18 protein-coding genes and 1 tRNA gene are annotated in these 23,581 nt (G+C 62.6%); 16 read left to right on the top strand and 3 right to left on the bottom strand.

What is annotated here, in order from left to right; genetic code table 11:
- Positions 1-96: 96 nt before the first annotated feature.
- The gene (locus tag NKJ26_RS05470) at positions 97-984 is read right to left on the bottom strand and encodes a DMT family transporter (protein ID WP_352694308.1); all 888 of its coding nucleotides are present in this window, start codon (positions 982-984) and stop codon (positions 97-99) included.
- A 314-nt stretch (positions 985-1,298) separates the two neighbouring features.
- On the opposite strand from NKJ26_RS05470, the gene tuf reads away from it, so the two are divergent.
- The 12 genes from tuf to rpoC all read left to right on the top strand — a co-directional run bounded on the left by tuf (position 1,299) and on the right by rpoC (position 17,749).
- Positions 1,299-2,474 (top strand): elongation factor Tu, encoded by a 1,176-nt coding sequence (gene tuf, locus NKJ26_RS05465; protein ID WP_256753628.1) that lies wholly within the window; start codon positions 1,299-1,301, stop codon positions 2,472-2,474.
- A gap of 204 nt (positions 2,475-2,678) precedes the next feature.
- Positions 2,679-4,301, top strand: a complete 1,623-nt coding sequence (locus tag NKJ26_RS05460) for a COG3904 family protein (RefSeq protein WP_502903084.1) — start codon at positions 2,679-2,681, stop codon at positions 4,299-4,301.
- 92 nt (positions 4,302-4,393) lie between these two features.
- Positions 4,394-4,876, top strand: coding sequence for a group II truncated hemoglobin (locus NKJ26_RS05455; protein ID WP_352694703.1), 483 nt, complete (start codon positions 4,394-4,396; stop codon positions 4,874-4,876).
- 200 nt (positions 4,877-5,076) lie between these two features.
- Positions 5,077-5,152, top strand: a tRNA-Trp gene (locus NKJ26_RS05450).
- Between the two features lie 470 nt (positions 5,153-5,622).
- A complete protein-coding gene (gene secE, locus NKJ26_RS05445) occupies positions 5,623-5,826 on the top strand; it encodes a preprotein translocase subunit SecE (RefSeq protein WP_352602025.1) in 204 nt (67 codons plus the stop codon).
- 27 nt (positions 5,827-5,853) lie between these two features.
- Positions 5,854-6,381, top strand: coding sequence for a transcription termination/antitermination protein NusG (nusG, locus tag NKJ26_RS05440; protein ID WP_027027737.1), 528 nt, complete (start codon positions 5,854-5,856; stop codon positions 6,379-6,381).
- A 175-nt stretch (positions 6,382-6,556) separates the two neighbouring features.
- On the top strand, positions 6,557-6,985 hold the full coding sequence (gene rplK / locus NKJ26_RS05435) for a 50S ribosomal protein L11 (RefSeq protein WP_056590915.1): 429 nt from the start codon (positions 6,557-6,559) through the stop codon (positions 6,983-6,985).
- Between the two features lie 4 nt (positions 6,986-6,989).
- Positions 6,990-7,688 (top strand): 50S ribosomal protein L1, encoded by a 699-nt coding sequence (gene rplA / locus NKJ26_RS05430; RefSeq protein ID WP_352694305.1) that lies wholly within the window; start codon positions 6,990-6,992, stop codon positions 7,686-7,688.
- A gap of 396 nt (positions 7,689-8,084) precedes the next feature.
- Positions 8,085-8,603 carry a 50S ribosomal protein L10 gene (gene rplJ / locus NKJ26_RS05425; RefSeq protein WP_013531412.1) on the top strand — a complete coding sequence of 173 codons (519 nt, stop codon included), beginning with the start codon at positions 8,085-8,087 and terminating at the stop codon, positions 8,601-8,603.
- A 54-nt stretch (positions 8,604-8,657) separates the two neighbouring features.
- Positions 8,658-9,035 (top strand): 50S ribosomal protein L7/L12, encoded by a 378-nt coding sequence (gene rplL, locus NKJ26_RS05420; RefSeq protein ID WP_023762907.1) that lies wholly within the window; start codon positions 8,658-8,660, stop codon positions 9,033-9,035.
- Between the two features lie 252 nt (positions 9,036-9,287).
- Positions 9,288-13,424 (top strand): DNA-directed RNA polymerase subunit beta, encoded by a 4,137-nt coding sequence (gene rpoB, locus NKJ26_RS05415; RefSeq protein WP_352694303.1) that lies wholly within the window; start codon positions 9,288-9,290, stop codon positions 13,422-13,424.
- A gap of 128 nt (positions 13,425-13,552) precedes the next feature.
- Positions 13,553-17,749, top strand: a complete 4,197-nt coding sequence (gene rpoC, locus NKJ26_RS05410) for a DNA-directed RNA polymerase subunit beta' (RefSeq protein WP_352601823.1) — start codon at positions 13,553-13,555, stop codon at positions 17,747-17,749.
- A gap of 359 nt (positions 17,750-18,108) precedes the next feature.
- On the opposite strand, the gene NKJ26_RS05405 is transcribed toward rpoC, so the two are convergent.
- Together NKJ26_RS05405 and NKJ26_RS05400 are read right to left on the bottom strand one after the other, a co-directional pair.
- Positions 18,109-19,035 carry a Gfo/Idh/MocA family protein gene (locus tag NKJ26_RS05405; protein WP_352694301.1) on the bottom strand — a complete coding sequence of 309 codons (927 nt, stop codon included), beginning with the start codon at positions 19,033-19,035 and terminating at the stop codon, positions 18,109-18,111.
- A 145-nt stretch (positions 19,036-19,180) separates the two neighbouring features.
- Positions 19,181-19,462: a hypothetical protein gene (locus NKJ26_RS05400; RefSeq protein ID WP_027027747.1), complete on the bottom strand. Its 282-nt coding sequence runs from the start codon at positions 19,460-19,462 to the stop codon at positions 19,181-19,183.
- A 474-nt stretch (positions 19,463-19,936) separates the two neighbouring features.
- Between NKJ26_RS05400 and rpsL the strand changes: the two genes are divergently transcribed.
- The 4 genes from rpsL to NKJ26_RS05380 form a co-directional block, all read left to right on the top strand.
- Positions 19,937-20,308 carry a 30S ribosomal protein S12 gene (gene rpsL / locus NKJ26_RS05395; protein WP_006333356.1) on the top strand — a complete coding sequence of 124 codons (372 nt, stop codon included), beginning with the start codon at positions 19,937-19,939 and terminating at the stop codon, positions 20,306-20,308.
- A gap of 75 nt (positions 20,309-20,383) precedes the next feature.
- Positions 20,384-20,854: a 30S ribosomal protein S7 gene (gene rpsG / locus NKJ26_RS05390; protein ID WP_008875664.1), complete on the top strand. Its 471-nt coding sequence runs from the start codon at positions 20,384-20,386 to the stop codon at positions 20,852-20,854.
- A gap of 30 nt (positions 20,855-20,884) precedes the next feature.
- Entirely contained in the window at positions 20,885-22,975 is a 2,091-nt protein-coding gene (gene fusA / locus NKJ26_RS05385; RefSeq protein WP_352694298.1) for an elongation factor G, read from the top strand.
- Between the two features lie 64 nt (positions 22,976-23,039).
- The coding region (locus NKJ26_RS05380; RefSeq protein WP_352694296.1) for a GTP-binding protein at positions 23,040-23,581 on the top strand (542 nt) is incomplete at its 3' end.

Genomic DNA, 23,581 nt, shown 5'->3' with positions numbered 1-23,581 from the left:
CTGCGTGTCGAGCCCGGCGGCGAGCCTTTTGGCGATGATCGGCGGTGGCTTCTGAGCAGGCGCTTCGGGAGCGCCTCACCGCTGTTTTGATGGTTCCTACGCGACCACGGCCAGCCGGCGCTTGCGCTGGTCCAGCGACACGATGGCCAAGCCGCTGCCGACAACCAGCAGGATGCCGCAGACAGCCAGCGCATTGGGGAATTGCCCGAACACCAGCAGGCCCGAAATGACCGCCCAGACGGTGAAGCAATAGTAGAACGGCGCCACCGCGCTGGTCGGCCCGACGCGGTAGGCCATGAAGATGAAGAAATGGCCGAAGATGAGGAAAAACCCTGCGCCGGCCATCAGCAGCAGATGGCGTGTCTCGGGCATCACCCAGCGCTCCGAAACCAGATGCGCGGCACCGGCTCCGATCAGCACCACCACGATGGCAGAAATCGCCACGATCATGCCTGGCACTTCGGCCGGGACCCGCCTGCCGGCGAGGTCGCGCGCGGCCGCCAGCGCCGCATTGCCGAGCGCCAGCAAGGCGTAGACTGAAATGCCTTGCATGGTCGGTTGCGCCACCATCAGCGCGCCGATGAACCCAAGCCCGATCAGCGCCATGCGCCGGCCGCCGATCCGCTCGCCGAACAGTATCGAGGAACCGACCAGCATCAGCAGCGGCGTGATCTGCCCGAGCGCGGTGGAATCCGCGATCTGCATGTTGGCGAGCGCCACGACGTAACAGAGGATGGCGGCCAGTTCGAGCAGGTTCCGGCGCAGCACGCGTCTGTCGAAGATCAGCGGAATCTGCTTGCCGTAGCCCAGCGCGAACAACAGCGGAAAGCCCCACAGCGTTGCCGCGGCACCGCGCAGGAACAGCACTTCGTAGGACGGCAGGCCCGCCGTCGCGAGCTTCATCATCGTGTCGTTGACGAGATACGACCCGGTCGAGACGATCATGAACAGCGGGCCGCGGATTGAGGCTGGGATGAAATGCATCCGGTCAGGAGATCAGACCTCGATGACGACCGCAATGGGCCATCGGCTTCCATGAATTCAGACAGGATGGGCATGAATTCAGACAGGGATGGGCAAGCAGGCAGCACGATTCGGGCTTCAGCCGGCCGGGTTTGCAGCCATTTCATTTCGCCGCCCGCCTTCCTATATCAGCGCCACATCCCCGCAACCGGATCCTGGGTTCGGACCGAGTGAGACGGCACCCGGCCAAAAGACGCTTGTGTTTTTTGGCCTTTGTCGCTAATCGCCCCGCATTCGACTGAACTGAAGGTCAAGGCCGTCCAAGGAAAGAGACTATGGCAAAAGGTAAATTCGAGCGCACCAAGCCTCATGTGAACATCGGCACGATTGGTCACGTTGACCATGGCAAGACGTCGCTGACGGCGGCGATCACGAAGTATTTTGGCGAATACAAGCGCTATGACCAGATTGATGCGGCGCCGGAAGAGAAGGCGCGCGGCATCACGATCTCGACGGCGCATGTCGAATACGAGACGGCCAACCGCCACTACGCCCACGTCGACTGCCCCGGCCACGCCGACTATGTGAAGAACATGATCACTGGCGCCGCGCAGATGGACGGCGCGATCCTGGTCGTGTCGGCCGCCGACGGCCCGATGCCGCAGACCCGCGAGCACATCCTGCTCGCCCGTCAGGTCGGCGTGCCGTCGATCGTGGTGTTTTTGAACAAGGTCGACCAGGTCGACGACGCCGAGCTGCTCGAACTGGTCGAGCTCGAGGTTCGCGAGCTTTTGACCAAGAACGAGTTCCCCGGCGACGACATTCCGATCGTCAAGGGTTCGGCGCTGGCCGCCCTGGAAGATTCCGACAAGAAGATCGGCGAGGACGCGATCCGCGAGCTGATGGCGGCGGTCGACGCCTACATCCCGACCCCGGTTCGTCCGCTCGACAAGCCGTTCCTGATGCCGATCGAGGACGTGTTCTCGATCTCGGGCCGTGGCACGGTGGTGACCGGCCGCGTCGAGCGCGGCGTGGTCAAGGTCGGCGAGGAGCTGGAGATCATCGGCATCCGTCCGACGACCAAGACGACCTGCACGGGCGTGGAAATGTTCCGCAAGCTGCTCGATCAGGGCCAGGCCGGCGACAACATCGGCGCGCTGCTGCGCGGCGTCGACCGTGAAGGCGTCGAGCGCGGCCAGGTTCTGGCCAAGCCCGGCACGGTGAAGCCGCACAAGAAGTTCGTGGCCGAAGCCTACATCCTGACCAAGGACGAAGGGGGCCGTCACACGCCGTTCTTCACCAATTACCGTCCGCAGTTCTACTTCCGCACGACCGACGTGACCGGCATCGTGTCGCTGCCGGAAGGCACCGAGATGGTGATGCCCGGCGACAACATCACGGTCGATGTCGAGCTGATCGTGCCGATCGCCATGGAAGAGAAGCTGCGCTTCGCCATCCGTGAAGGCGGCCGCACCGTCGGTGCCGGCATCGTCGTCACCATCAAAGAGTAATCGAGGCCGGCATCCGCCGGTTCGACAAGGAAAGGGCGGTCTTCGGGCCGCCTTTTTTCGTTGTGCGCCCAGCCACGGGACGGGTGCCGTCAGCCGCCACGTCAAAGCTGTTGCAAGCGCCATCGCCGCAATTAGTATGGGTTGCACCGAGGGAGCTTTGCCAGAGTGGTTGCGGGGCGCGGTTTGGACGTGAATGCATGGTGCTTGCGGACACTGGTCCGCCTCGCGCTGTCGGTGGCCATCGGTCTGGTCGCTTTTGTGGCCCAAGCCGAGGAAGAGCCGCCGGACATCCCGCCGATGCGGTTCGTCGTCGTGCGCAGCAGCGCGCCGGGCTGCGAGCCCAATTGTCCGGAATGGATCTCGGCCGAAGGCACCATCTCGGCGGGTACGCCGTCGCTGCTCAAGCGAACGCTCAGGGCGCTCGGAGGCCGGCAGCTGCCGGTCGTCGTCAATTCCCCCGGCGGCAATGTCGATGCGGCGCTGGCGCTTGGCCGCCTGATCCGCAAGAACAAGCTCGACACCGCCGTCGGCATGACGGTCTTCACCGGCTGCGAGCCGGACATGAAGAATTGCAAGGACAAGGACGGCAAGCCCACCGGCTATTTCGGCATGGCCTATGACAGCGGCTCCATGTGCAATTCGGCCTGTCCGCTGATGTTTTCGGGGGGCGTGCGCCGCGTGGTCGGGGATTTCGCCTATCTCGGCGTCCACCAGATCACGACCACTTTTCAGCGGATGAAGCTGGTCTACCGGACCACCTACCGGGTCGTGAACGGCAAGAAGAAGATCATCAGCACCAAGATCATCAGCCGGAAGAATGCCGGCAGCTACAAGACCTACGAAATGAGCAAGGCGACCGAGAAGCAGCTTGCCGCCTATCTGAAGGAAATGGGCATCGATCAGGGTGTGCTTGGTACGATGAAGCAGACCCAGGCCAGCGATATCCAGCAGATCGCTCTCGATGCGATGCTGCGGCTGAAGCTCGTCACCAGCCTGGACACCGTCGATCTGATGACCGAACGGACCATCTGCGGGCTGGATCCGGTGCCGGCGAACTGCCGGGCAATACCGGCAAGCAAGATCGCGAAGACGGCCGATATCCCGATTGCCGATGCCAGGCCGGTCCTGCCTCAGCCGGTTGAGAGCATGCCTCCTAAGGAGGCGGACATGCGCTTCGTCCTTGTCCGCGGCAGCAACCCGCTCTGCAATCCCGACTGCCCGGAATGGATCTCGGCGGAGGGCGCGATCACCACGCGGACGCCGGAGACGCTGCGCCAGCTGCTCGATGCCACGGTCGGGCGGCGGCTGCCGATCGTGATCAGCTCGCAAGAAGGCGACATCCAGGCCGCTGTTGCCGCCGGCAGGCTGATCCGTGACCGCAAGCTCGATGTGGCCGTCGCCCACACGGATTTCGTCGACTGCGCTCCCTCGGCCGATTGCCCGGCCAAGGACGGCGTCCATGTCGGGCTGACCAACGATACGCAGGGCCAATGCGCTTCGGCATGCGCGATGATGGTCGCCGGTGGCGTCAGGCGCCTCATCGGGCCGGCCGTGCATCTCAGCGTCGGTGCCCTTGAACCGCAGGATGAGGTCAAGGCGTATCTCGAGGAAATGGCGATCGGGCCAGGCCTGATCGCGGCGATGCAGCGTTCCTCGAGCCAACGGCAGCTCGATCAGGACACGGCGCTGAAATTCGGGCTGGCGACCGGACGCCAGTCCGCTGACGAACTGACGGGCGCCACCATATGCAGATCGCCGCCGAGGCCTGACAATTGCAGGATCATGCCGTCGACAAACGCCGAGGCGGACACGCCAGCGAAACTGTAGCGCATCCGCCGGCTGGGCTGGCCAAAGGGGCAGCTTGAGCCGGACCAGGTCTTTCCGCTACCGTCCGCGGCATCGAGGACAGGTGAATGCCGATGCGCAAGGACGTACCGACACTCTATGACTGGGCCGGCGGCGGCGAGGCCCTGAACCGGCTGACGCAGACCTTCTACGACAAGGTTGCGCGGGACCCGATCGTCGGGCCGGTGTTCAAGACCATGTCGCCGGACCATCCCGCCCACGTCGCGGCGTTCATCGGCGAGGTGTTCGGCGGACCGAAAACCTACAGCGAGCAATTCGGCGGCCACCGCGAGATGGTCATGCATCATCTGGGCAGGCATCTGACCGAGGAGCAGCGCCGCCGCTGGATAAACCTCCTGGCCGATGCCGCCGACGCGGTCGGCCTGCCCGACGATCCGGAGTTCCGCTCGGCCTTCATGGGCTACATCGAATGGGGATCGCGGCTGGCCAAGATGAATTCCAATCTCGGTGAAACCTGCGATCCCGAGACCGAACCGATGCCGGCCTGGGGCTGGGGCGTGCCTGGCGGGCCATACGAGCCGCCGGACGCCAAGTAGCTTCCAGTTGCCACGGGAAGCGTCGGGCTGATGCCGGGAAGATAGTCAAGATCGTGTGCCGGCGCGAGTAGGAAGGACCCGGCCTCGGACAGGTCGTGTTGCAGGAGCCGAGACTTAAGGCACGTTCGCATGCAAACCGCTCTTTACAGAGTGCGCGGAAGCTTTTAGGAAGCGCCTGCTGCGCCGAAATGCGCAGGGATACGGGCATAGCTCAGTTGGTAGAGCGGCGGTCTCCAAAACCGCAGGTCGTAGGTTCGAGCCCTGCTGCCCGTGCCATTTCTCGAAATGGCACCTCATGACAAAAATTCCGCCATTTCTCGAAATGGCACCTCCAGCAAAATTCCGCCGTTTCTCGAATTGGCACCTCAAAACAAAAACTTCGCCATTTCCCTAAATGGCCACCAGGGACGGTATTTTTGCGGAGTGCCTTTGAAAATCGGCGACCGGCTTGCCATATTAGCCTGATTGGGGCATAAGGGCCTCATAGCCGGGACGGAACGACTGGATGGTTCCGAGGCGGCGTTTGGTCATAAAGCGGACACTTGCCACTTGCGTGGATCAAGAATCGGTTTTATGTAGACGGAACAGACACGCGACGCGTGGAGCTGGGAAGCCGGCTTTACGCGTCTGATTTGCATGGGCGAAATGGTTGCGCTGATTCGGCGCGATTTTGGCTCAGGCGGCACGTCCCGGTCAGCGGGATCATCCAGGAGGCCCGGCCAACGGGTCTCGAATACAGGCGGCATATGGCTTCGAAAACCACAAATCCTTTCGTCTTTCTCCAGCAGGTTCGCGCGGAGACAGCCAAGGTGACTTGGCCGTCGCGACGCGAGACCGTGATCTCGACGGTGATGGTTCTGGCCTTTGCCGTGATTGCGATGATCTTTTTCTTCACCGCCGATCAGCTCATGGGCATCGCGGTAGAGCAGATTCTGGGCATTGGACGTTAAGTCCGGCGATTACGGAGAAGTCGTGAAATGACTGCGCGCTGGTACATTGTCCACGCTTATTCGAACTTCGAAAAGAAGGTCGCCGAGGACATCGAGAACAAGGCCAAGCAAAAGGGCCTGTCCGCCGATATCGAGCAGATCGTGGTGCCGACCGAAAAGGTCGTCGAGGTTCGTCGCGGCCGCAAGGTCGATGCCGAGCGCAAATTCTTCCCGGGCTATGTGCTCCTGAAGGCCAACCTGACCGATGCCGTGTTCTCGCTGGTGAAGAACACGCCGAAGGTGACCGGCTTCCTCGGTGACTCCAAGCCGGTGCCGATCACCGAAGTCGAGGCGCAGCGTATCCTGAACCAGGTGCAGGAAGGCGTCGAGCGGCCGAAGCCTTCGGTCACGTTCGAAATCGGCGAGGCGATCCGTGTGTCGGATGGTCCGTTCGCGTCCTTCAACGGCTTCGTCCAGGAAGTGGACGAGGAGCGGGCGCGGCTCAAGGTGGAAGTTTCGATCTTCGGGCGCGCGGTGCCTGTCGATCTGGAATTCGGACAGGTCGAAAAGGGCTGATCCGAAATCCCTGGCGCCGGTCCGGCGATCAGGGGAGGCGGCGCGGAAGCGCGCGGCCTGAAGGACGGTGGGAGGCGAAGGCGGCTTAAGCCGGCCGCAAGAACCGCACCACCAGACTGCAACCGCCGGTGTTTCCCCAATAGTGGGGCCGGCATAGACTAAGGCAGGAAAAGAGATGGCTAAGAAAATTGCAGGCCAGCTCAAGCTCCAGGTGAAAGCGGGATCGGCTACGCCGTCTCCCCCGATCGGCCCGGCGCTTGGTCAGCGTGGCATCAACATCATGGAGTTCTGCAAGGCGTTCAACGCGCAGACCCAGGAGATGGAAAAGGGATCGCCGGTTCCGGTCGTCATCACCTACTACCAGGACAAGTCCTTCACCTTCGTCATGAAGACGGCGCCGGTGAGCTATTTCCTGAAGAAGGCGGCGAACCTGACATCTGGTTCCAAGGAGCCGGGCAAGGTCAAGGCCGGTACGGTTTCGCGTGAAAAGGTCCGCGAGATCGCAACCGCAAAGATGAAGGATCTGAACGCGAACGACGTCGAAGCGGCCATGCGCATGGTCGAGGGCTCCGCCCGCTCGATGGGTCTGGAAGTGGTGGGCTAAGATCATGGCGAAGATTGCAAAGCGTGTATCGAAGACCCGCGAAGGCATCGATCCCAACAAGGCTTATGCCCTGGGTGATGCGCTGAAGCTGCTCAAGGACCGTTCCTCGGTCAAGTTCGACGAGACCATCGAAGTCGCCATGAACCTCGGCGTCGACCCGCGCCATGCCGACCAGATGGTCCGCGGCGTGGTCAACCTGCCGAACGGCACCGGCCGCTCGGTTCGCGTTGCCGTGTTCGCCCGTGGCGACAAGGCCGAAGAGGCCAAGGCCGCGGGTGCCGACATCGTCGGTGCCGAGGACCTGGTCGACATCGTCCAGAAGGGCACGATCGATTTCGATCGCTGCATCGCCACGCCGGACATGATGCCGCTGGTCGGCCGTCTCGGCAAGGTGCTCGGCCCGCGCGGCATGATGCCGAACCCGAAGGTCGGCACCGTCACCACGGACGTCGCCGCCGCCGTCAAGGCATCCAAGGGTGGCGCGGTCGAGTTCCGCGTCGAGAAGGCCGGCATCGTTCACGCCGGCGTCGGCAAGGTCTCGTTCGAGCTCCAGGCGCTGGAAGAGAATATCCGTGCCTTCACCGACGCGGTGAACAAGGCAAAGCCGGCTGGCGCCAAGGGCAACTACGTCAAGAAGGTGTCGGTCACCTCGACGATGGGCCCTGGCCTCAAGCTCGACGTCTCGACGCTCGCCGCGTCCTGATTAAGACCATCTGGATCGGCTGCTGAAAAGCTGATCCGTGACTGAATTCCGGGCCCCGGATTTATCCTGGGCCCGGTACCGGAAGCCGGAAGGTTTCCGGACATCCTGTCCGAGATTGCAGGCGGCCCAAAAGCCTTAATTCATGTGGGCCTGCATGAGACGGGTGAAGACCGGACAACGGAGCGACAAGCTCCAATGAAAGGTTCGAACCGTGTTTGCCTTTTGTCTGCGCATCGTCCGGCTTGCCGGCCGGTGTGGCGAAAGGGGGCAGGATCCTCGAGCGTCGTTCGGGAGATCCGTTACTGGATGGCCCGGCCGACAAAAGGCAACCCGACGCCTGTCCTCGTGAATGGGAATGTTCCCATTAGCAGGATTGGGGTCAACTGGAGATAGGCAGTGGACAGAGCGGAAAAACGCGAACTCGTCACGGGCCTGAACGGTGCGTTCTCGAACGCAGGTTCAGTGGTCGTGGCCCACTATGCCGGTATCACCGTCGCGCAAATGAACGACCTTCGGTCGAAAATGCGCGCCGCCGGTGGCACCGTTAAAGTCGCGAAGAACCGTCTCGCCAAAATCGCTCTTCAGGGCACGGACTCCGCATCGATCATCGAACTGTTCAAGGGACAGACGCTGATCGCTTATTCGGAGGATCCGATTGCGGCGCCGAAGGTCGCGTCCGATTTCGCCAAGGGAAATGACAAGCTCGTCATTCTCGGCGGCGCAATGGGCACCACCTCGCTCAATGCCGACGGTGTGAAGGCACTCGCCACACTTCCGTCGCTCGATGAGCTGCGCGCCAGGCTGGTTGGCATGATCGCCACGCCGGCAACCCGGATCGCCCAGATCGTCAATGCGCCAGCGGCCTCGGTCGCGCGCGTCATCGGCGCTTACGCCCGGAAGGACGAGGCGGCATGAGGCCGTTCCTCGCTATCACAAACACACGTTCGAACCTTATGAAGGAATACAACAATGGCTGATCTCGCAAAGATCGTAGACGACCTTTCGAAGCTGACCGTCCTCGAGGCGGCCGAGCTGTCGAAGCTTCTGGAAGAAAAGTGGGGCGTTTCCGCCGCTGCTCCGGTGGCGGTTGCCGCTGCTGGCGGCGGTGCTGCCGCCGCTGCTCCGGTTGAGGAAAAGACGGAATTCGACGTCGTCCTCACCGAAGCCGGCGCTCAGAAGATCAACGTCATCAAGGAAGTCCGCGCCATCACCGGTCTTGGCCTCAAGGAAGCCAAGGACCTGGTCGAAGCGGCTCCGAAGCCGGTCAAGGAAGGCGTTTCCAAGGCCGACGCCGACAAGTTCAAGGCCCAGCTGGAAGCAGCCGGCGCCAAGGTCGACCTGAAGTAAGCGTAAAGCGGCGGGCGGCCTCGCGCCGTCCGCCACTCCCTTCGCCAGGAAGGGAGGAAGCGTAACGCGAGATCTACGAGAACCTCTTTCCTGAGGGCCGCGAAACGGCCTTCAGGAAACGGGTTTTCTCCCGTTTTAGCCGGCCGCCGAGCGGCTGCCGGAGAACAGACAAAGAGCCGCCGCCAAGGCGGCTCGGAATGCAAGGCGAGCCACGGCGAGGCTCGGCCCCGAGTTTAGAGCTAAGGAGCGACGATGGCCCAGACCCAGACTTTCAATGGCCGCAGACGCGTACGCAAGTTCTTCGGAAAGATCCCGGAAGTTGCGGAGATGCCGAACCTCATCGAGGTTCAGAAGGCGTCCTATGACCAGTTCCTTATGGTGGACGAGCCCAAGGGCGGGCGTCCGGACGAGGGACTGCAGGCTGTTTTCAAGTCGGTCTTCCCGATCTCCGACTTTTCCGGCTCCTCGATGCTGGAGTTCGTGAAGTACGAGTTCGAAGGACCGAAATTCGACGTTGACGAATGCCGTCAGCGCGACCTGACCTATGCCGCGCCGCTGAAGGTGACGCTGCGCCTCATCGTGTTCGATATCGACGAGGACACCGGCGCCAAGTCGATCAAGGACATCAAGGAGCAGGACGTCTACATGGGCGACATGCCGCTCATGACCTTGAACGGCACCTTCATCGTCAACGGCACCGAGCGCGTCATCGTCTCGCAGATGCACCGTTCGCCAGGCGTCTTCTTCGACCACGACAAGGGTAAATCGCACTCGTCGGGCAAGCTTCTGTTTGCCGCGCGCGTCATTCCCTATCGCGGCTCCTGGCTCGACATCGAGTTCGATTCCAAGGACGTCGTGCACGCCCGCATCGACCGTCGCCGCAAGATTCCGGTGACGTCGCTCTTGATGGCGCTCGGCATGGACGGCGAAGAGATCCTGTCGACCTTCTACAACAAGATCATCTACAAGCGCGCCGGCGACCACTGGCGCATTCCCTTCAACGTCGATCGTTTCCGCGGCCTCAAGGCAGTCGGCGACCTGGTCGATGCCGACACCGGCGAGATCGTCGTCGAGGCGGGCAAGAAGATCACCGCCCGCCAGGCACGTCAGCTCGGCGAGAAGGGTCTCAAGGCGATCAAGGCGACCGACGAGGATCTGCTCGGCAACTACCTCGCCGAGGACATCGTCAATTACGCCACCGGCGAGATCTTCCTCGAAGCCGGCGACGAGATCGACGAGAAGACGCTGAAGGTTCTGCTTGGCACCGGCGAAAACGAGATCAAGGTTCTCGACATCGACCACGTCAATGTCGGCGCCTACATCCGCAATACGCTCAACGTCGACAAGAACGAGAGCCGCCAGGACGCGCTGTTCGACATCTACCGTGTCATGCGCCCCGGCGAGCCGCCGACGCTCGAGACCGCCGAAGCCATGTTCAACTCGCTGTTCTTCGACAGCGAGCGCTACGATCTGTCGGCCGTCGGCCGCGTCAAGATGAACATGCGCCTGGAGCTCAAGGCCGAGGACACCGTGCGCGTGCTGCGCAAGGACGACATCCTGGCCGTGGTCAAGACGCTGGTCGAACTGCGCGACGGCAAGGGCGAGATCGACGACATCGACAATCTCGGCAACCGCCGCGTGCGTTCTGTCGGCGAGCTGATGGAAAACCAGTACCGCGTCGGCCTGCTGCGCATGGAGCGCGCGATCAAGGAGCGTATGTCCTCGATCGAGATCGACACTGTCATGCCGCAGGACCTGATCAACGCCAAGCCGGCGGCCGCGGCCGTGCGCGAGTTCTTCGGTTCCTCGCAGCTGTCGCAGTTCATGGATCAGACCAACCCGCTGTCGGAGATCACCCACAAGCGCCGCCTGTCGGCGCTTGGACCAGGCGGTCTGACCCGCGAGCGCGCCGGCTTCGAGGTGCGCGACGTGCACCCGACGCATTACGGCCGCATCTGCCCGATCGAGACGCCGGAAGGCCCGAATATCGGTCTGATCAACTCGCTGGCGACCTTCGCGCGCGTCAACAAGTACGGCTTCATCGAGAGCCCGTACCGCAAGATCGTCGACGGCAAGCTGACCAATGACGTCGTCTATCTCTCGGCGATGGAAGAAGCCAAGCACCATGTCGCGCAGGCCAACGCCGAGCTCGACAAGAATGGCGGTTTCGTCGACGAGTTCGTCATTTGCCGCAGTGCCGGCGAAGTGATGATGGCGCCGCGCGAAAACGTCGACCTGATGGACGTTTCGCCCAAGCAGATGGTGTCGGTGGCCGCGGCCCTGATCCCGTTCCTCGAGAACGACGACGCCAACCGCGCGCTGATGGGCTCGAACATGCAGCGCCAGGCCGTGCCGCTGGTGCGCGCCGAGGCGCCGTTCGTCGGCACCGGCATGGAGCCGATCGTCGCTCGTGACTCGGGCGCCGCCATCGGCGCCCGCCGCGGCGGCATCGTCGACCAGGTGGACGCGACGCGTATCGTTATCCGCGCCACCGAGGATCTCGATCCGGGCAAGTCCGGCGTCGATATCTACCGGCTGATGAAGTTCCAGCGTTCGAACCAGAACACCTGCATCAACCAGCGTCCGCTGGTGCGTATGGGCGACCTGGTCAACAAGGGCGACATCATTGCCGACGGTCCGTCGACGGAGCTCGGCGATCTGGCGCTCGGCCGTAACGTGCTGGTCGCGTTCATGCCGTGGAACGGCTACAACTACGAGGACTCGATCCTCTTGTCCGAGCGCATCGTCGCCGACGACGTCTTCACCTCGATCCACATCGAGGAGTTCGAGGTCATGGCGCGCGATACCAAGCTCGGTCCGGAGGAAATCACGCGCGACATTCCGAACGTCTCGGAAGAAGCGCTGAAGAACCTCGACGAAGCCGGCATCGTCTATATCGGTGCCGAAGTTCAGCCGGGCGACATCCTGGTCGGCAAGATCACGCCGAAGGGCGAAAGCCCGATGACGCCGGAAGAAAAGCTTCTGCGCGCCATCTTCGGCGAAAAGGCTTCGGACGTGCGCGACACCTCGATGCGCATGCCTCCGGGCACCTTCGGCACGGTCGTCGAGGTGCGCGTGTTCAATCGCCACGGTGTGGAGAAGGACGAGCGCGCCATGGCGATCGAGCGCGAGGAGATCGAACGCCTCGCCAAGGACCGCGACGACGAGCAGGCGATCCTGGATCGCAACGTCTACGCGCGCCTTTCCGACGTGCTCGTCGGCAAGGAAGCGATCGCCGGACCGAAGGGCTTCAAGAAGGGCTCGACGCTGTCGAAGGACACGCTCGACGAGTATCCGCGTTCGCAGTGGTGGCAGTTCGCCGTGGAGAACGAAAAACTCCAGAGCGAACTGGAAGCCCTGCGTGGCCAGTACGACGACTCCAAGAAGGCGCTCGAACAGCGTTTCATGGACAAGGTCGAGAAGGTGCAGCGCGGCGACGAGATGCCTCCGGGCGTCATGAAGATGGTCAAGGTCTTCGTGGCCGTGAAGCGTAAGATGCAGCCCGGCGACAAGATGGCCGGCCGTCACGGCAACAAGGGTGTCGTGTCGCGGATCGTTCCGGTCGAGGACATGCCTTTCCTCGAGGACGGCACGCATGCCGATATCGTGCTCAACCCGCTGGGTGTGCCGAGCCGCATGAATGTCGGCCAGATCCTGGAGACGCATCTGGGCTGGGCTTGCGCGGGCATGGGCAGGAAGATCGGCGAGCTGATCGACACCTACAAGGCAGCCGGCGACATCAAGCCGTTGCGCAAGACGTTGGAAAGCTTCATGCCTGCCAACGACCGCAACGAGCCGGTCCGCGAGTATGACGACGAGAGCATCGTTCGCCTCAGCGAGCAGATGCGCCGCGGCGTCTCGATCGCGACCCCGGTGTTCGACGGCGCTCACGAGGCTGACATCAACATCATGCTGGAGCAGGCGGGCCTGCACACCAGCGGTCAGTCGCAGCTCTATGACGGACGCACGGGCGAGCCGTTCGATCGCAAAGTGACGATGGGCTATATCTACATGCTCAAGCTTCACCATCTCGTGGACGACAAGATCCACGCGCGTTCGATCGGTCCGTACTCGCTCGTCACCCAGCAGCCGCTGGGCGGCAAGGCGCAGTTCGGTGGCCAGCGCTTCGGCGAGATGGAGGTCTGGGCACTGGAAGCCTACGGCGCCGCCTACACGCTGCAGGAAATGCTGACGGTGAAGTCGGACGACGTCGCGGGCCGCACCAAGGTCTACGAGGCGATCGTCCGTGGCGACGACACCTTCGAGGCCGGCATTCCGGAGAGCTTCAACGTTCTCGTCAAGGAAATGCGGTCTCTCGGCCTCAATGTCGAGCTTGAGAACACCAAGCTCGACGACAACCCGATCCGGCTGCCCGACGCGGCCGAGTAAGGCAACGGCGCGCCGCGGAAACCGCGGCGCGCTCACCAAATTCTTCGGCCGGTGGGCCGACCACTCAGCGGGCATCCTGCCCGCGACTAGATGCAAGGGGTTTTCGAGGACCCCGAAAGGAGAACGGCATGAACCAAGAGGTCATGAATCTCTTCAATCCCCAGGCGCCTGCGCAGGTGTTCGATTCCATCCGGATATCGCTCGCCAGCCCTGAGAAGATTCTGTCCTGGTCCTTCGGCGAGATCAAGAAGCCGGAGACCATCAACTACCGCACCTTCAAGCCGGAGCGTGACGGTCTGTTCTGCGCGCGCATTTTTGGCCCGATCAAGGACTACGAATGCCTGTGCGGCAAGTACAAGCGCATGAAGTACAAGGGCGTCATCTGCGAGAAGTGCGGCGTCGAAGTCACGCTGTCGCGCGTTCGCCGCGAGCGCATGGGCCACATCGAGCTCGCCGCGCCCGTCGCCCATATCTGGTTCCTGAAGTCGTTGCCCTCGCGCATCGGCACGCTGCTCGACATGACCCTGAAGGACATCGAGCGCGTCCTCTACTTCGAGAACTACATCGTCACCGAGCCTGGCCTCACCGCGCTGAAGGAGCACCAGCTGCTCAGCGAGGAAGAGTACATGATCGCCGTCGACGAATATGGCGAGGACAGCTTCACCGCCATGATCGGCGCCGAGGCCATTCATGACCTTCTGGCCGGCATGGACCTGGAAAAGATCGCCGGCGACCTGCGTTCGGAGCTGGCTTCGACCACGTCCGAGCTGAAGCAGAAGAAGTATCTGAAGCGGCTCAAGGTCGTCGAGAACTTCATGGAGTCCGGCAATCGTCCGGAATGGATGATCATGAAGGTGGTCCCGGTGATCCCGCCGGACCTGCGCCCGCTGGTCCCGCTGGACGGCGGCCGTTTCGCCACGTCGGATCTGAACGACCTCTATCGCCGCGTCATCAACCGCAACAACCGTCTGAAGCGGCTGATCGAGCTGCGCGCCCCCGGCATCATCGTGCGCAATGAAAAGCGCATGCTGCAGGAAGCCGTCGACGCGCTGTTCGACAACGGCCGTCGCGGCCGCGTCATCACCGGCGCCAACAAGCGTCCGCTGAAGTCGCTGTCCGACATGCTCAAGGGCAAGCAGGGCCGGTTCCGCCAGAACCTGCTCGGCAAGCGCGTCGACTATTCCGGCCGCTCGGTCATCGTCACCGGTCCCGAGCTCAAGCTGCATCAGTGCGGCCTGCCCAAGAAGATGGCGCTCGAACTGTTCAAGCCCTTCATCTACGCCCGTCTCGACGCCAAGGGTTACTCCTCGACCGTCAAGCAGGCGAAGAAGCTGGTCGAGAAGGAGCGTCCGGAAGTCTGGGATATCCTCGACGAGGTCATCCGCGAGCATCCGGTGCTTCTGAACCGCGCGCCGACGCTGCACCGCCTCGGCATCCAGGCGTTCGAGCCGATCCTTATCGAAGGCAAGGCGATCCAGCTGCATCCGCTGGTCTGCACGGCCTTCAACGCCGACTTCGACGGTGACCAGATGGCGGTCCACGTGCCGCTCTCGCTGGAAGCGCAGCTCGAAGCCCGCGTGCTGATGATGTCGACCAACAACATCCTGCACCCGGCTTCCGGCGCGCCGATCATCGTGCCGTCGCAGGACATGGTTCTCGGTCTCTACTATCTCTCGATCGTCAACCAGAACGAGCCGGGCGAAGGCATGGTGTTTGCCGACATGGGCGAACTCCAGCATGCGCTCGAGACCAAGGCGGTGACGCTGCACTCCAAGATCAAGGGTCGTTTCCGCACGGTCGATGCCGAAGGCAAGGTGGTGTCGAAGATCCATGACACCACTCCTGGCCGCATGATCATCGGCGAGCTTCTGCCGAAGAACGTCAACGTGCCTTACGAGACCGCCAACCAGGAGATGACCAAGAAGAACATCTCCAAGATGATCGACACCGTTTACCGCCATTGCGGTCAGAAGGAGACGGTCATTTTCTGCGATCGCATCATGGCGCTTGGCTTCGCTCATGCCTGCCGTGCCGGTATTTCGTTCGGCAAGGACGACATGCTGATCCCGGACAGCAAGATCAAGCTGGTGTCGGAAACCGAGGCTTTGGCCAAGGAATACGAGCAGCAGTACAATGACGGTCTGATCACCCAGGGCGAGAAGTACAACAAGGTCGTCGACGCCTGGGCCAAGTGCTCGGAAAAGGTCGCCGACGAGATGATGGCCCGTATCAAGGCGGTCGAGTTCGAGGACAATGGCCGTCAGAAGCCGATGAACTCGATCTACATGATGTCGCATTCGGGTGCGCGTGGTTCGCCCACTCAGATGCGCCAGCTCGCCGGCATGCGTGGCCTGATGGCCAAGCCGTCGGGTGAAATCATCGAGACGCCGATCATCTCGAACTTCAAGGAAGGCCTGACCGTGCTCGAGTACTTCAACTCGACCCACGGCGCCCGCAAGGGTCTGGCCGACACCGCCTTGAAGACGGCGAACTCGGGTTACCTCACCCGTCGTCTGGTCGACGTGGCGCAGGACTGCATCGTCAACTCCGTGGATTGCGGCACCGACAAGGGCCTCACCATGCAGCCGATCGTCGATGCCGGCCAGGTCGTCGCTTCCGTCGGCCAGCGCGTGCTGGGCCGTACGTCGCTCGACGACATCACCCATCCGGTGTCGGGCGAGGTTCTGGTCAAGGCCGGAACGCTGATGGACGAGCGCGACGTCGAAAAGATCGAAAAGGCCGGCGTCCAGTCGGTTCGCATCCGCTCGGCGCTGACCTGCGAAGTCAGGGTCGGCGTCTGCGCGGTCTGCTACGGACGCGATCTGGCCCGCGGCACCCCGGTCAACCAGGGCGAAGCCGTCGGCGTCATCGCGGCGCAGTCGATCGGCGAGCCGGGCACCCAGCTCACCATGCGTACCTTCCACATGGGCGGTACCGCGCAGGTGGTGGACAGCTCGTTCCTTGAAGCCTCGTATGAGGGCAAGGTCGAGATCCGCAACCGCAACGTGGTGCGCAACTCGGACGGCCAGCAGATGGTCATGGGCCGCAACATGGCGGTGCTGATCCTCGACGAGGCCGGCAAGGAGCGCGCCACGCACCGTCTGACCTATGGTTCGCGTATCTTCGTGGACGATGGCGACAAGGTGAAGCGCGGCCAGCGTATCGCCGAGTGGGATCCCTATACCCGCCCGATCCTCACCGAAATCGAGGGCAGGGTGTCGTACGAGGATCTGGTCGACGGCATTTCCGTTCAGGAAACCGCCGACGAGTCGACCGGCATCACCAAGCGTGAGGTCATCGACTGGCGCTCGACGCCACGCGGAAACGACCTCAAGCCGGCAATTGCCATCCAGGACGCCAAGGGCAAGGTCGGCAAGCTGTCGAAGGGCGGCGACGCTCGCTTCCTGCTCTCGGTCGAGGCCATTCTCTCGGTCGAGCCGGGTGCTCAGGTTCGCCCCGGCGACGTGCTGGCGCGTATCCCGATGGAAAGCGCCAAGACCAAGGACATCACCGGCGGTCTGCCGCGTGTTGCCGAACTGTTCGAGGCACGTCGTCCGAAGGATCACGCCATCATCGCCGAGATCGATGGCACGATTCGCTTCGGCCGCGACTACAAGAACAAGCGCCGCATCATCATCGAGCCGCATGACTCGACGCTTGAGCCGGTCGAATACCTGATCCCGAAGGGCAAGCCGTTCCATCTCCAGGACGGCGACGTCATCGAGAAGGGCGACTACATCCTCGACGGCAATCCGGCGCCGCACGACATCCTGGCGATCAAGGGCGTGGAGGCACTTGCTTCCTACCTCGTCAACGAAATCCAGGAGGTCTATCGCCTGCAGGGCGTGTCGATCAACGACAAGCACATCGAGGTGATCGTTCGCCAGATGCTGCAGAAGGTCGAGATCACCACGCAGGGCGATTCGACCTACATTCCGGGCGACCACGTCGACGTGATCGAGTTGGAAGAGGTCAACGAGCGCCTGATCGAAGACGGCAAGAAGCCGGCCGAAGGCCAGCCGGTGCTCTTGGGCATCACCAAGGCATCGCTGCAGACGCCGTCCTTCATCTCGGCCGCCTCCTTCCAGGAGACGACCAGGGTGCTGACGGAAGCGGCTGTTGCCGGCAAGACCGACATGCTGCAGGGCTTGAAGGAAAACGTCATCGTCGGCCGGCTCATCCCGGCCGGTACCGGCGGCACGATGAGCCAGATCCGCCGCATCGCCACCTCGCGCGACGAACTGATCATCGACGAGCGCCGCAAGGCCTCCGGTGTGGAAGTCGCCGAGCCGATGCTGGCCGACATGACAACCGCCGCGCAGTAAGCGCGGCGGCCCCAGGGCAACAAAACAAAAAAATAGAGCGGTTCACCCGTGAATCGCTCTAGGAATCTCAGGCAACAGGGCCGTCGGGGCAACCCGGCGGCTCTTTTGTTTGATGGTTTGCGCCGCCCCTCATCTGCCTGCCGGCATCTTCTCCCCGTATAGCGACGGGGAGAAGGACACTTTCGCGGATGATTTCGCCAAATCGCCAGCGGTGCAGAAAAGGCGCCGAGTTCGCGGCCAGCCCCTTCTCCCCGTCACTATACGGGGAGAAGTGCCCGGCAGGGCGATGAGGGGCAGCGCGGGCGCTTGCCAGGTGATCCGAGAGCCCGCAGCGATGGTCGCCCCCGGCCTCTGTCACTTCAGTCGAAAAACGCCTCCACCACATTGCGCTTGCCGAGCATGAAGGCGTCGGCGACATGTTGGAGGGGCGCCAGATCGACGTCGGAGGCGCCGGCCCGCACGATCTCGGAAAAACGCCTGTAAAGCATCGGGTATTCCGCTTCCGGCTCGTCATGGACGACGCGGCCGTCGATGGCCAGCTTCGAGCCACCGCCCGACAGCACCATGGCGCCCTTGTCGGTGTCGGCCAGGATGTCCCAGCTTTGCGGACCGGTCTGCAGCCAGTCGAGTTCCATCGTCACCGGCAATCCCCCCGAGGTGCGGAAGGTGACATGGGCCGCGACCGGCGCGGCGCGGTTCTCGGGAAAATCGAGCTCGGCCGAGGTGATGAACATCGCCGGCAGGATGTGCGTCGCGATAGATAGCGCGTTGATGCCGGGATCGAAGACGCCAAAACCGCCGGGAGCCCAGATCCACTCCTGGTTCGGATGCCAGCGGCGCACATCTTCTTTCCAGTTGATGGCGGCGGACTTGATCTTGGCCGAACCTAGGAACGCGCGCGCGGCCTCGACCGCCGGCGCGTAGCGCGAATGCCAGCTGGCGAACAGCGAGACGCCGTTTTTCGCGGCGATCGCCTTCAGGTCCTCGACCTCGCTGACTGTTGCGCCGGGCGGCTTTTCCAGGAAGACATGCTTTTTCGCCAACAGGGCTGTCCGCGCTGCATCGTAGCGGAACTGCGGCGGCATGCAGAGCGACACGGCCTCAAGCTCCGGCACCGCGTCGAGCATGGATTCGATGGTGGGAAAATTCGGAATGCCATCGACCTTGCCATGCCGGCTGGCGGCGGCGATCAGGCGATAGCCCTGGTCTTTCGCCAGGGCTGGCAAGTGCTGGTCGCGGACGATCTTGCCGACGCCGACGATACCGATGTTGATAGGCTGGGACACGGCCGCTCCGTCTGTTGAATGATGGTGAGCGTTCTATCAGAACACTTGTCGCGGGCAAGCCGAAGCGGAACGGTCGGTCCCGGCTTTCAAGGCACCCGTGAGGATTCGATTCGCCGGTTCGAAAGACCGAATCGGCTCCAGGTTTTCAGATCGGCTCGTCGAAGGTCACGATCGAGACTTCGCCTTCGAGCGCGCCCTGATAGGCCGAAAGGTGCGGCTCGTCGTCGGGCACGCCGTCCATGTCGCCGATCTGGTCGAGCTCGGCTTCGGCGTAACCTTCCGCCGCAAGCGATTCGAGCGCCCGGCGCACTGCCGAATCGTCGTCCGGGGCGACCAGCATGACGTGGACGCCTTCCACTTTGCCGCCCTTCCGCTTCCACACCCGGCCGGTGATGATGGTGACCGGACGTTCTTCATTGTCGTTCACGGCCGATTCCTCCTGGCAAATGGATGCGGGCGAGGGCACTTTGTCTGCTCATGCGGCCTTTTCGCATGAAGCAGGGCCATGGGACAGCCAAAAGCCGGTCACTTTCTGCCGCGCCCTTGCAAAATGGCGAAAGAAAATTACATGCGGTTTTCGCATGGCTGCCAACCCCCGGCTTCATTGCAATATTTGCCGCTTCGGGGTTGACGGTTCGCAGGCTTACGAGTAGAAGCCGGCCAGTCAGAACCGATGTGAGGCTCTCCCGTCCGAAGCGACACGCTTTGGAGTTTGCTTCAAACAGGGTTCGTTTTACGAGCGAAAAGACATTTCCGGCGTGCATGAAGCGGCTTCCGCTTCCTCTGCGATTTGTTCGGGCAAGACCGCGAGGCGCGGTTGTGGCCCGAATTTGCGTATGGAAATGACGCTTTGAGCGGCCCTGACCGGGCGAGACACGGAATTGAGAGACAAGAGGGTTTAATGCCTACCGTCAACCAGCTGATCCGCAAGCCGCGCATTGCGCCGGTGAAGCGCAACAAGGTCCCGGCCATGCAGCAGAACCCGCAGAAGCGGGGTGTCTGCACGCGCGTCTACACCACGACGCCGAAGAAGCCGAACTCGGCGCTGCGCAAGGTGGCCAAGATCCGCCTGACCAATGGTTTTGAAGTGATCGGTTACATCCCCGGCGAAGGTCACAACCTTCAGGAGCACTCCGTGGTCATGATCCGCGGCGGCCGCGTCAAGGATCTTCCGGGCGTCCGTTACCACATCATCCGTGGCGTGCTCGACACGCAGGGTGTGAAGAACCGCAAGCAGCGCCGTTCGAAGTACGGCGCCAAGCGTCCGAAGTGACCGAAGCGTAGCGAAGGTCATCCCGGACAAGTATCCGGGATCCAGGCCACCACGCAGAATTGAGGCAGAGAAAAAATGTCCCGTCGTCACAGTGCAGAAAAGCGTGAGATCAATCCGGACCCGAAGTTCGGCGATCTGATCGTCACCAAGTTCATGAACGCCGTCATGTATGACGGCAAGAAGTCGGTTGCCGAGACCATCGTCTACGGCGCTCTCGACCAGGTTCAGTCGAAGACCAAGCAGGAGCCGGTCACCGTCTTCCATCAGGCGCTCGACAATGTCGCGCCGCATGTGGAAGTGCGTTCGCGCCGCGTCGGTGGTGCCACCTACCAGGTTCCGGTCGACGTGCGCCCAGAGCGCCGCCAGGCATTGGCCATCCGCTGGCTGATCGCGGCTGCCCGCAACCGCAACGAGACGACCATGGTCGACCGCCTTTCGGGCGAGCTGATGGACGCGGCCAACAACCGCGGCACGGCCGTCAAGAAGCGTGAAGACACCCACAAGATGGCTGAAGCCAACCGCGCCTTCGCGCACTACCGCTGGTAAAAGCGCGAACGAGACTGAGAGGCAGCTACGATGGCCCGCGAATACAAAATCGAAGACTACCGCAATTTCGGTATCATGGCGCATATTGACGCCGGCAAGACGACGACCACCGAGCGCGTCCTCTATTACACGGGCAAGTCGCACAAGATCGGCGAAGTGCACGACGGCGCTGCCACCATGGATTGGATGGAGCAGGAGCAGGAGCGCGGCATCACCATCACGTCCGCCGCGACCACGACCTTCTGGAAGGCTCGTGACGGCAAGATGCACCGCTTCAACATCATCGACACCCCCGGACACGTCGACTTCACCATCGAAGTCGAGCGTTCGCTGCGCGTCCTCGACGGCGCCATTGCGCTGCTCGACGCCAACGCCGGTGTCGAGCCGCAGACGGAAACCGTCTGGCGCCAGGCCGACAAGTACCGCGTGCCGCGCATGATCTTCTGCAACAAGATGGACAAGATCGGCGCTGACTTCTACCGCTCGGTCGAGATGATCGGTTCGCGCCTCGGCGCGCATGCCGTCGTCATGCAGCTTCCGATCGGCGCCGAGACCGAGTTCAAGGGCGTTGTGGATCTCGTCGAGATGAACGCGCTGGTCTGGCGCGACGAGACGCTGGGCGCCGCCTGGGACGTCGTCGAGATCCCGGAAGACCTCAAGGCTCGTGCCGAGGAATACCGCGAGAAGATGATCGAAGCCGCCGTCGAAATGGACGAGACGGCGCTCGAAAATTACCTCGAAGGCAAGATGCCGTCGAATGACGAGATCCGCGCGCTGATCCGCAAGGGCACCATCGCGGTGAAGTTCTACCCGATGTTCTGCGGCTCGGCCTTCAAGAACAAGGGCGTGCAGCCGCTGCTCGACGCCGTCGTCGAATATCTGCCGTCGCCAGCCGATGTTCCCGCCATCAAGGGCGTCGATGCCAAGACCGACGCCGAGATCGAGCGTCACGCCGACGATAACGAGCCGCTGTCGATGCTCGCCTTCAAGATCATGAACGACCCGTTCGTCGGTTCGCTGACCTTTGCCCGCATCTATTCGGGCAGGCTCACCAAGGGCATCTCGGTCGACAATACCGTCAAGGGCAAGAAAGAGCGCATCGGCCGCATGCTTCAGATGCATGCCAACTCGCGCGCCGACGTCGAGGAGGCTTTTGCCGGCGACATCGTTGCCCTGGCTGGCCTCAAGGACACGACCACCGGCGACACGCTGAGCGATCCGCTGCATCCGGTCATCCTCGAGCGCATGGAATTCCCCGATCCGGTCATCCAGATCGCGATCGAGCCGAAGACCAAGAACGACCAGGAAAAGATGGGCCTCGCCCTTCACCGCCTGGCCGCCGAGGATCCGTCGTTCCGCGTCAAGACCGACGAGGAAAGCGGCCAGACGATCATTTCCGGCATGGGCGAGCTTCACCTCGACATCATCGTCGACCGCATGCGTCGCGAGTTCAAGGTCGAGGCCAATGTCGGCGCGCCGCAGGTGGCCTATCGCGAGACGATCACCCGCAGGCACGAGCAGGATTACACCCACAAGAAGCAGACCGGCGGTACCGGTCAGTTCGCCCGCGTCAAGATCGTCTTCGAGCCGAACCCGGACAGCAGCGAATTCGAGTTCGAGACCAAGATCGTCGGCGGCGCCGTTCCGAAGGAATACATCCCTGGCGTCGAGAAGGGCATCAACAGCGTCATGACGTCGGGTCCGTTCGCGGGCTTCCCGATGATCGGCGTCAAGGCGACGCTCATCGACGGCGCCTACCACGACGTCGACTCCTCGGTGCTCGCCTTCGAAATCGCCGGCCGCGCTTGCTTCCGTGAAGCAGCGCCCAAGCTTGGCGTGCAGCTGCTCGAGCCGATCATGAAGGTCGAGGTGGTGACGCCGGAAGATTACGTCGGCAGCGTGATTGGCGACCTGAACGGCCGTCGCGGCCAGATCCAGGGCCAGGAAGCGCGTGGCGTGGCAGTGGTCATCAACGCGATGGTGCCGCTGGCCAACATGTTCAAGTACGTCGACAACCTGCGCTCGATGAGCCAGGGCCGCGCGGCCTACACGATGCAGTTCGATCATTATGAGCCTGTGCCGACCGCGGTCGCCCAGGAAGTGCAGAAGAAATACGCGTAACCAACGGGTTGCGGCGGTAACTTAATTCAAGGCCCGTACGGGCGAGCAGGATTGGAGACATCACATGGCAAAAGGTAAATTCGAGCGCACCAAGCCTCATGTGAACATCGGCACGATTGGTCACGTTGACCATGGCAAGACGTCGCTGACGGCGGCGATCACGAAGTATTTTGGCGAATACAAGCGCTATGACCAGATTGATGCGGCGCCGGAAGAGAAGGCGCGCGGCATCACGATCTCGACGGCGCATGTCGAATACGAGACGGCCAACCGCCACTACGCCCACGTCGACTGCCCCGGCCACGCCGACTATGTGAAGAACATGATCACCGGCGCCGCGCAGATGGACGGCGCGATCCTGGTCGTGTCGGCCGCCGACGGCCCGATGCCGCAGACCCGCGAGCACATCCTGCTCGCCCGTCAGGTCGGCGTGCCGTCGATCGTGGTGTTCTTGAACAAGGTCGACCAGGTCGACGACGCCGAGCTGCTCGAACTGGTCGAGCTCGAGGTTCGCGAGCTTCTGACCAAGAACGAGTTCCCCGGCGACGACATTCCGATCGTCAAGGGTTCGGCGCTGGCCGCCCTGGAAGATTCCGACAAGAAGAT

Source organism: Mesorhizobium sp. M0152 (assembly GCF_040322415.1).
In the GTDB taxonomy this organism is placed as follows: domain Bacteria; phylum Pseudomonadota; class Alphaproteobacteria; order Rhizobiales; family Rhizobiaceae; genus Mesorhizobium.
This window is presented reverse-complemented; position numbering and strand designations above follow the sequence as displayed.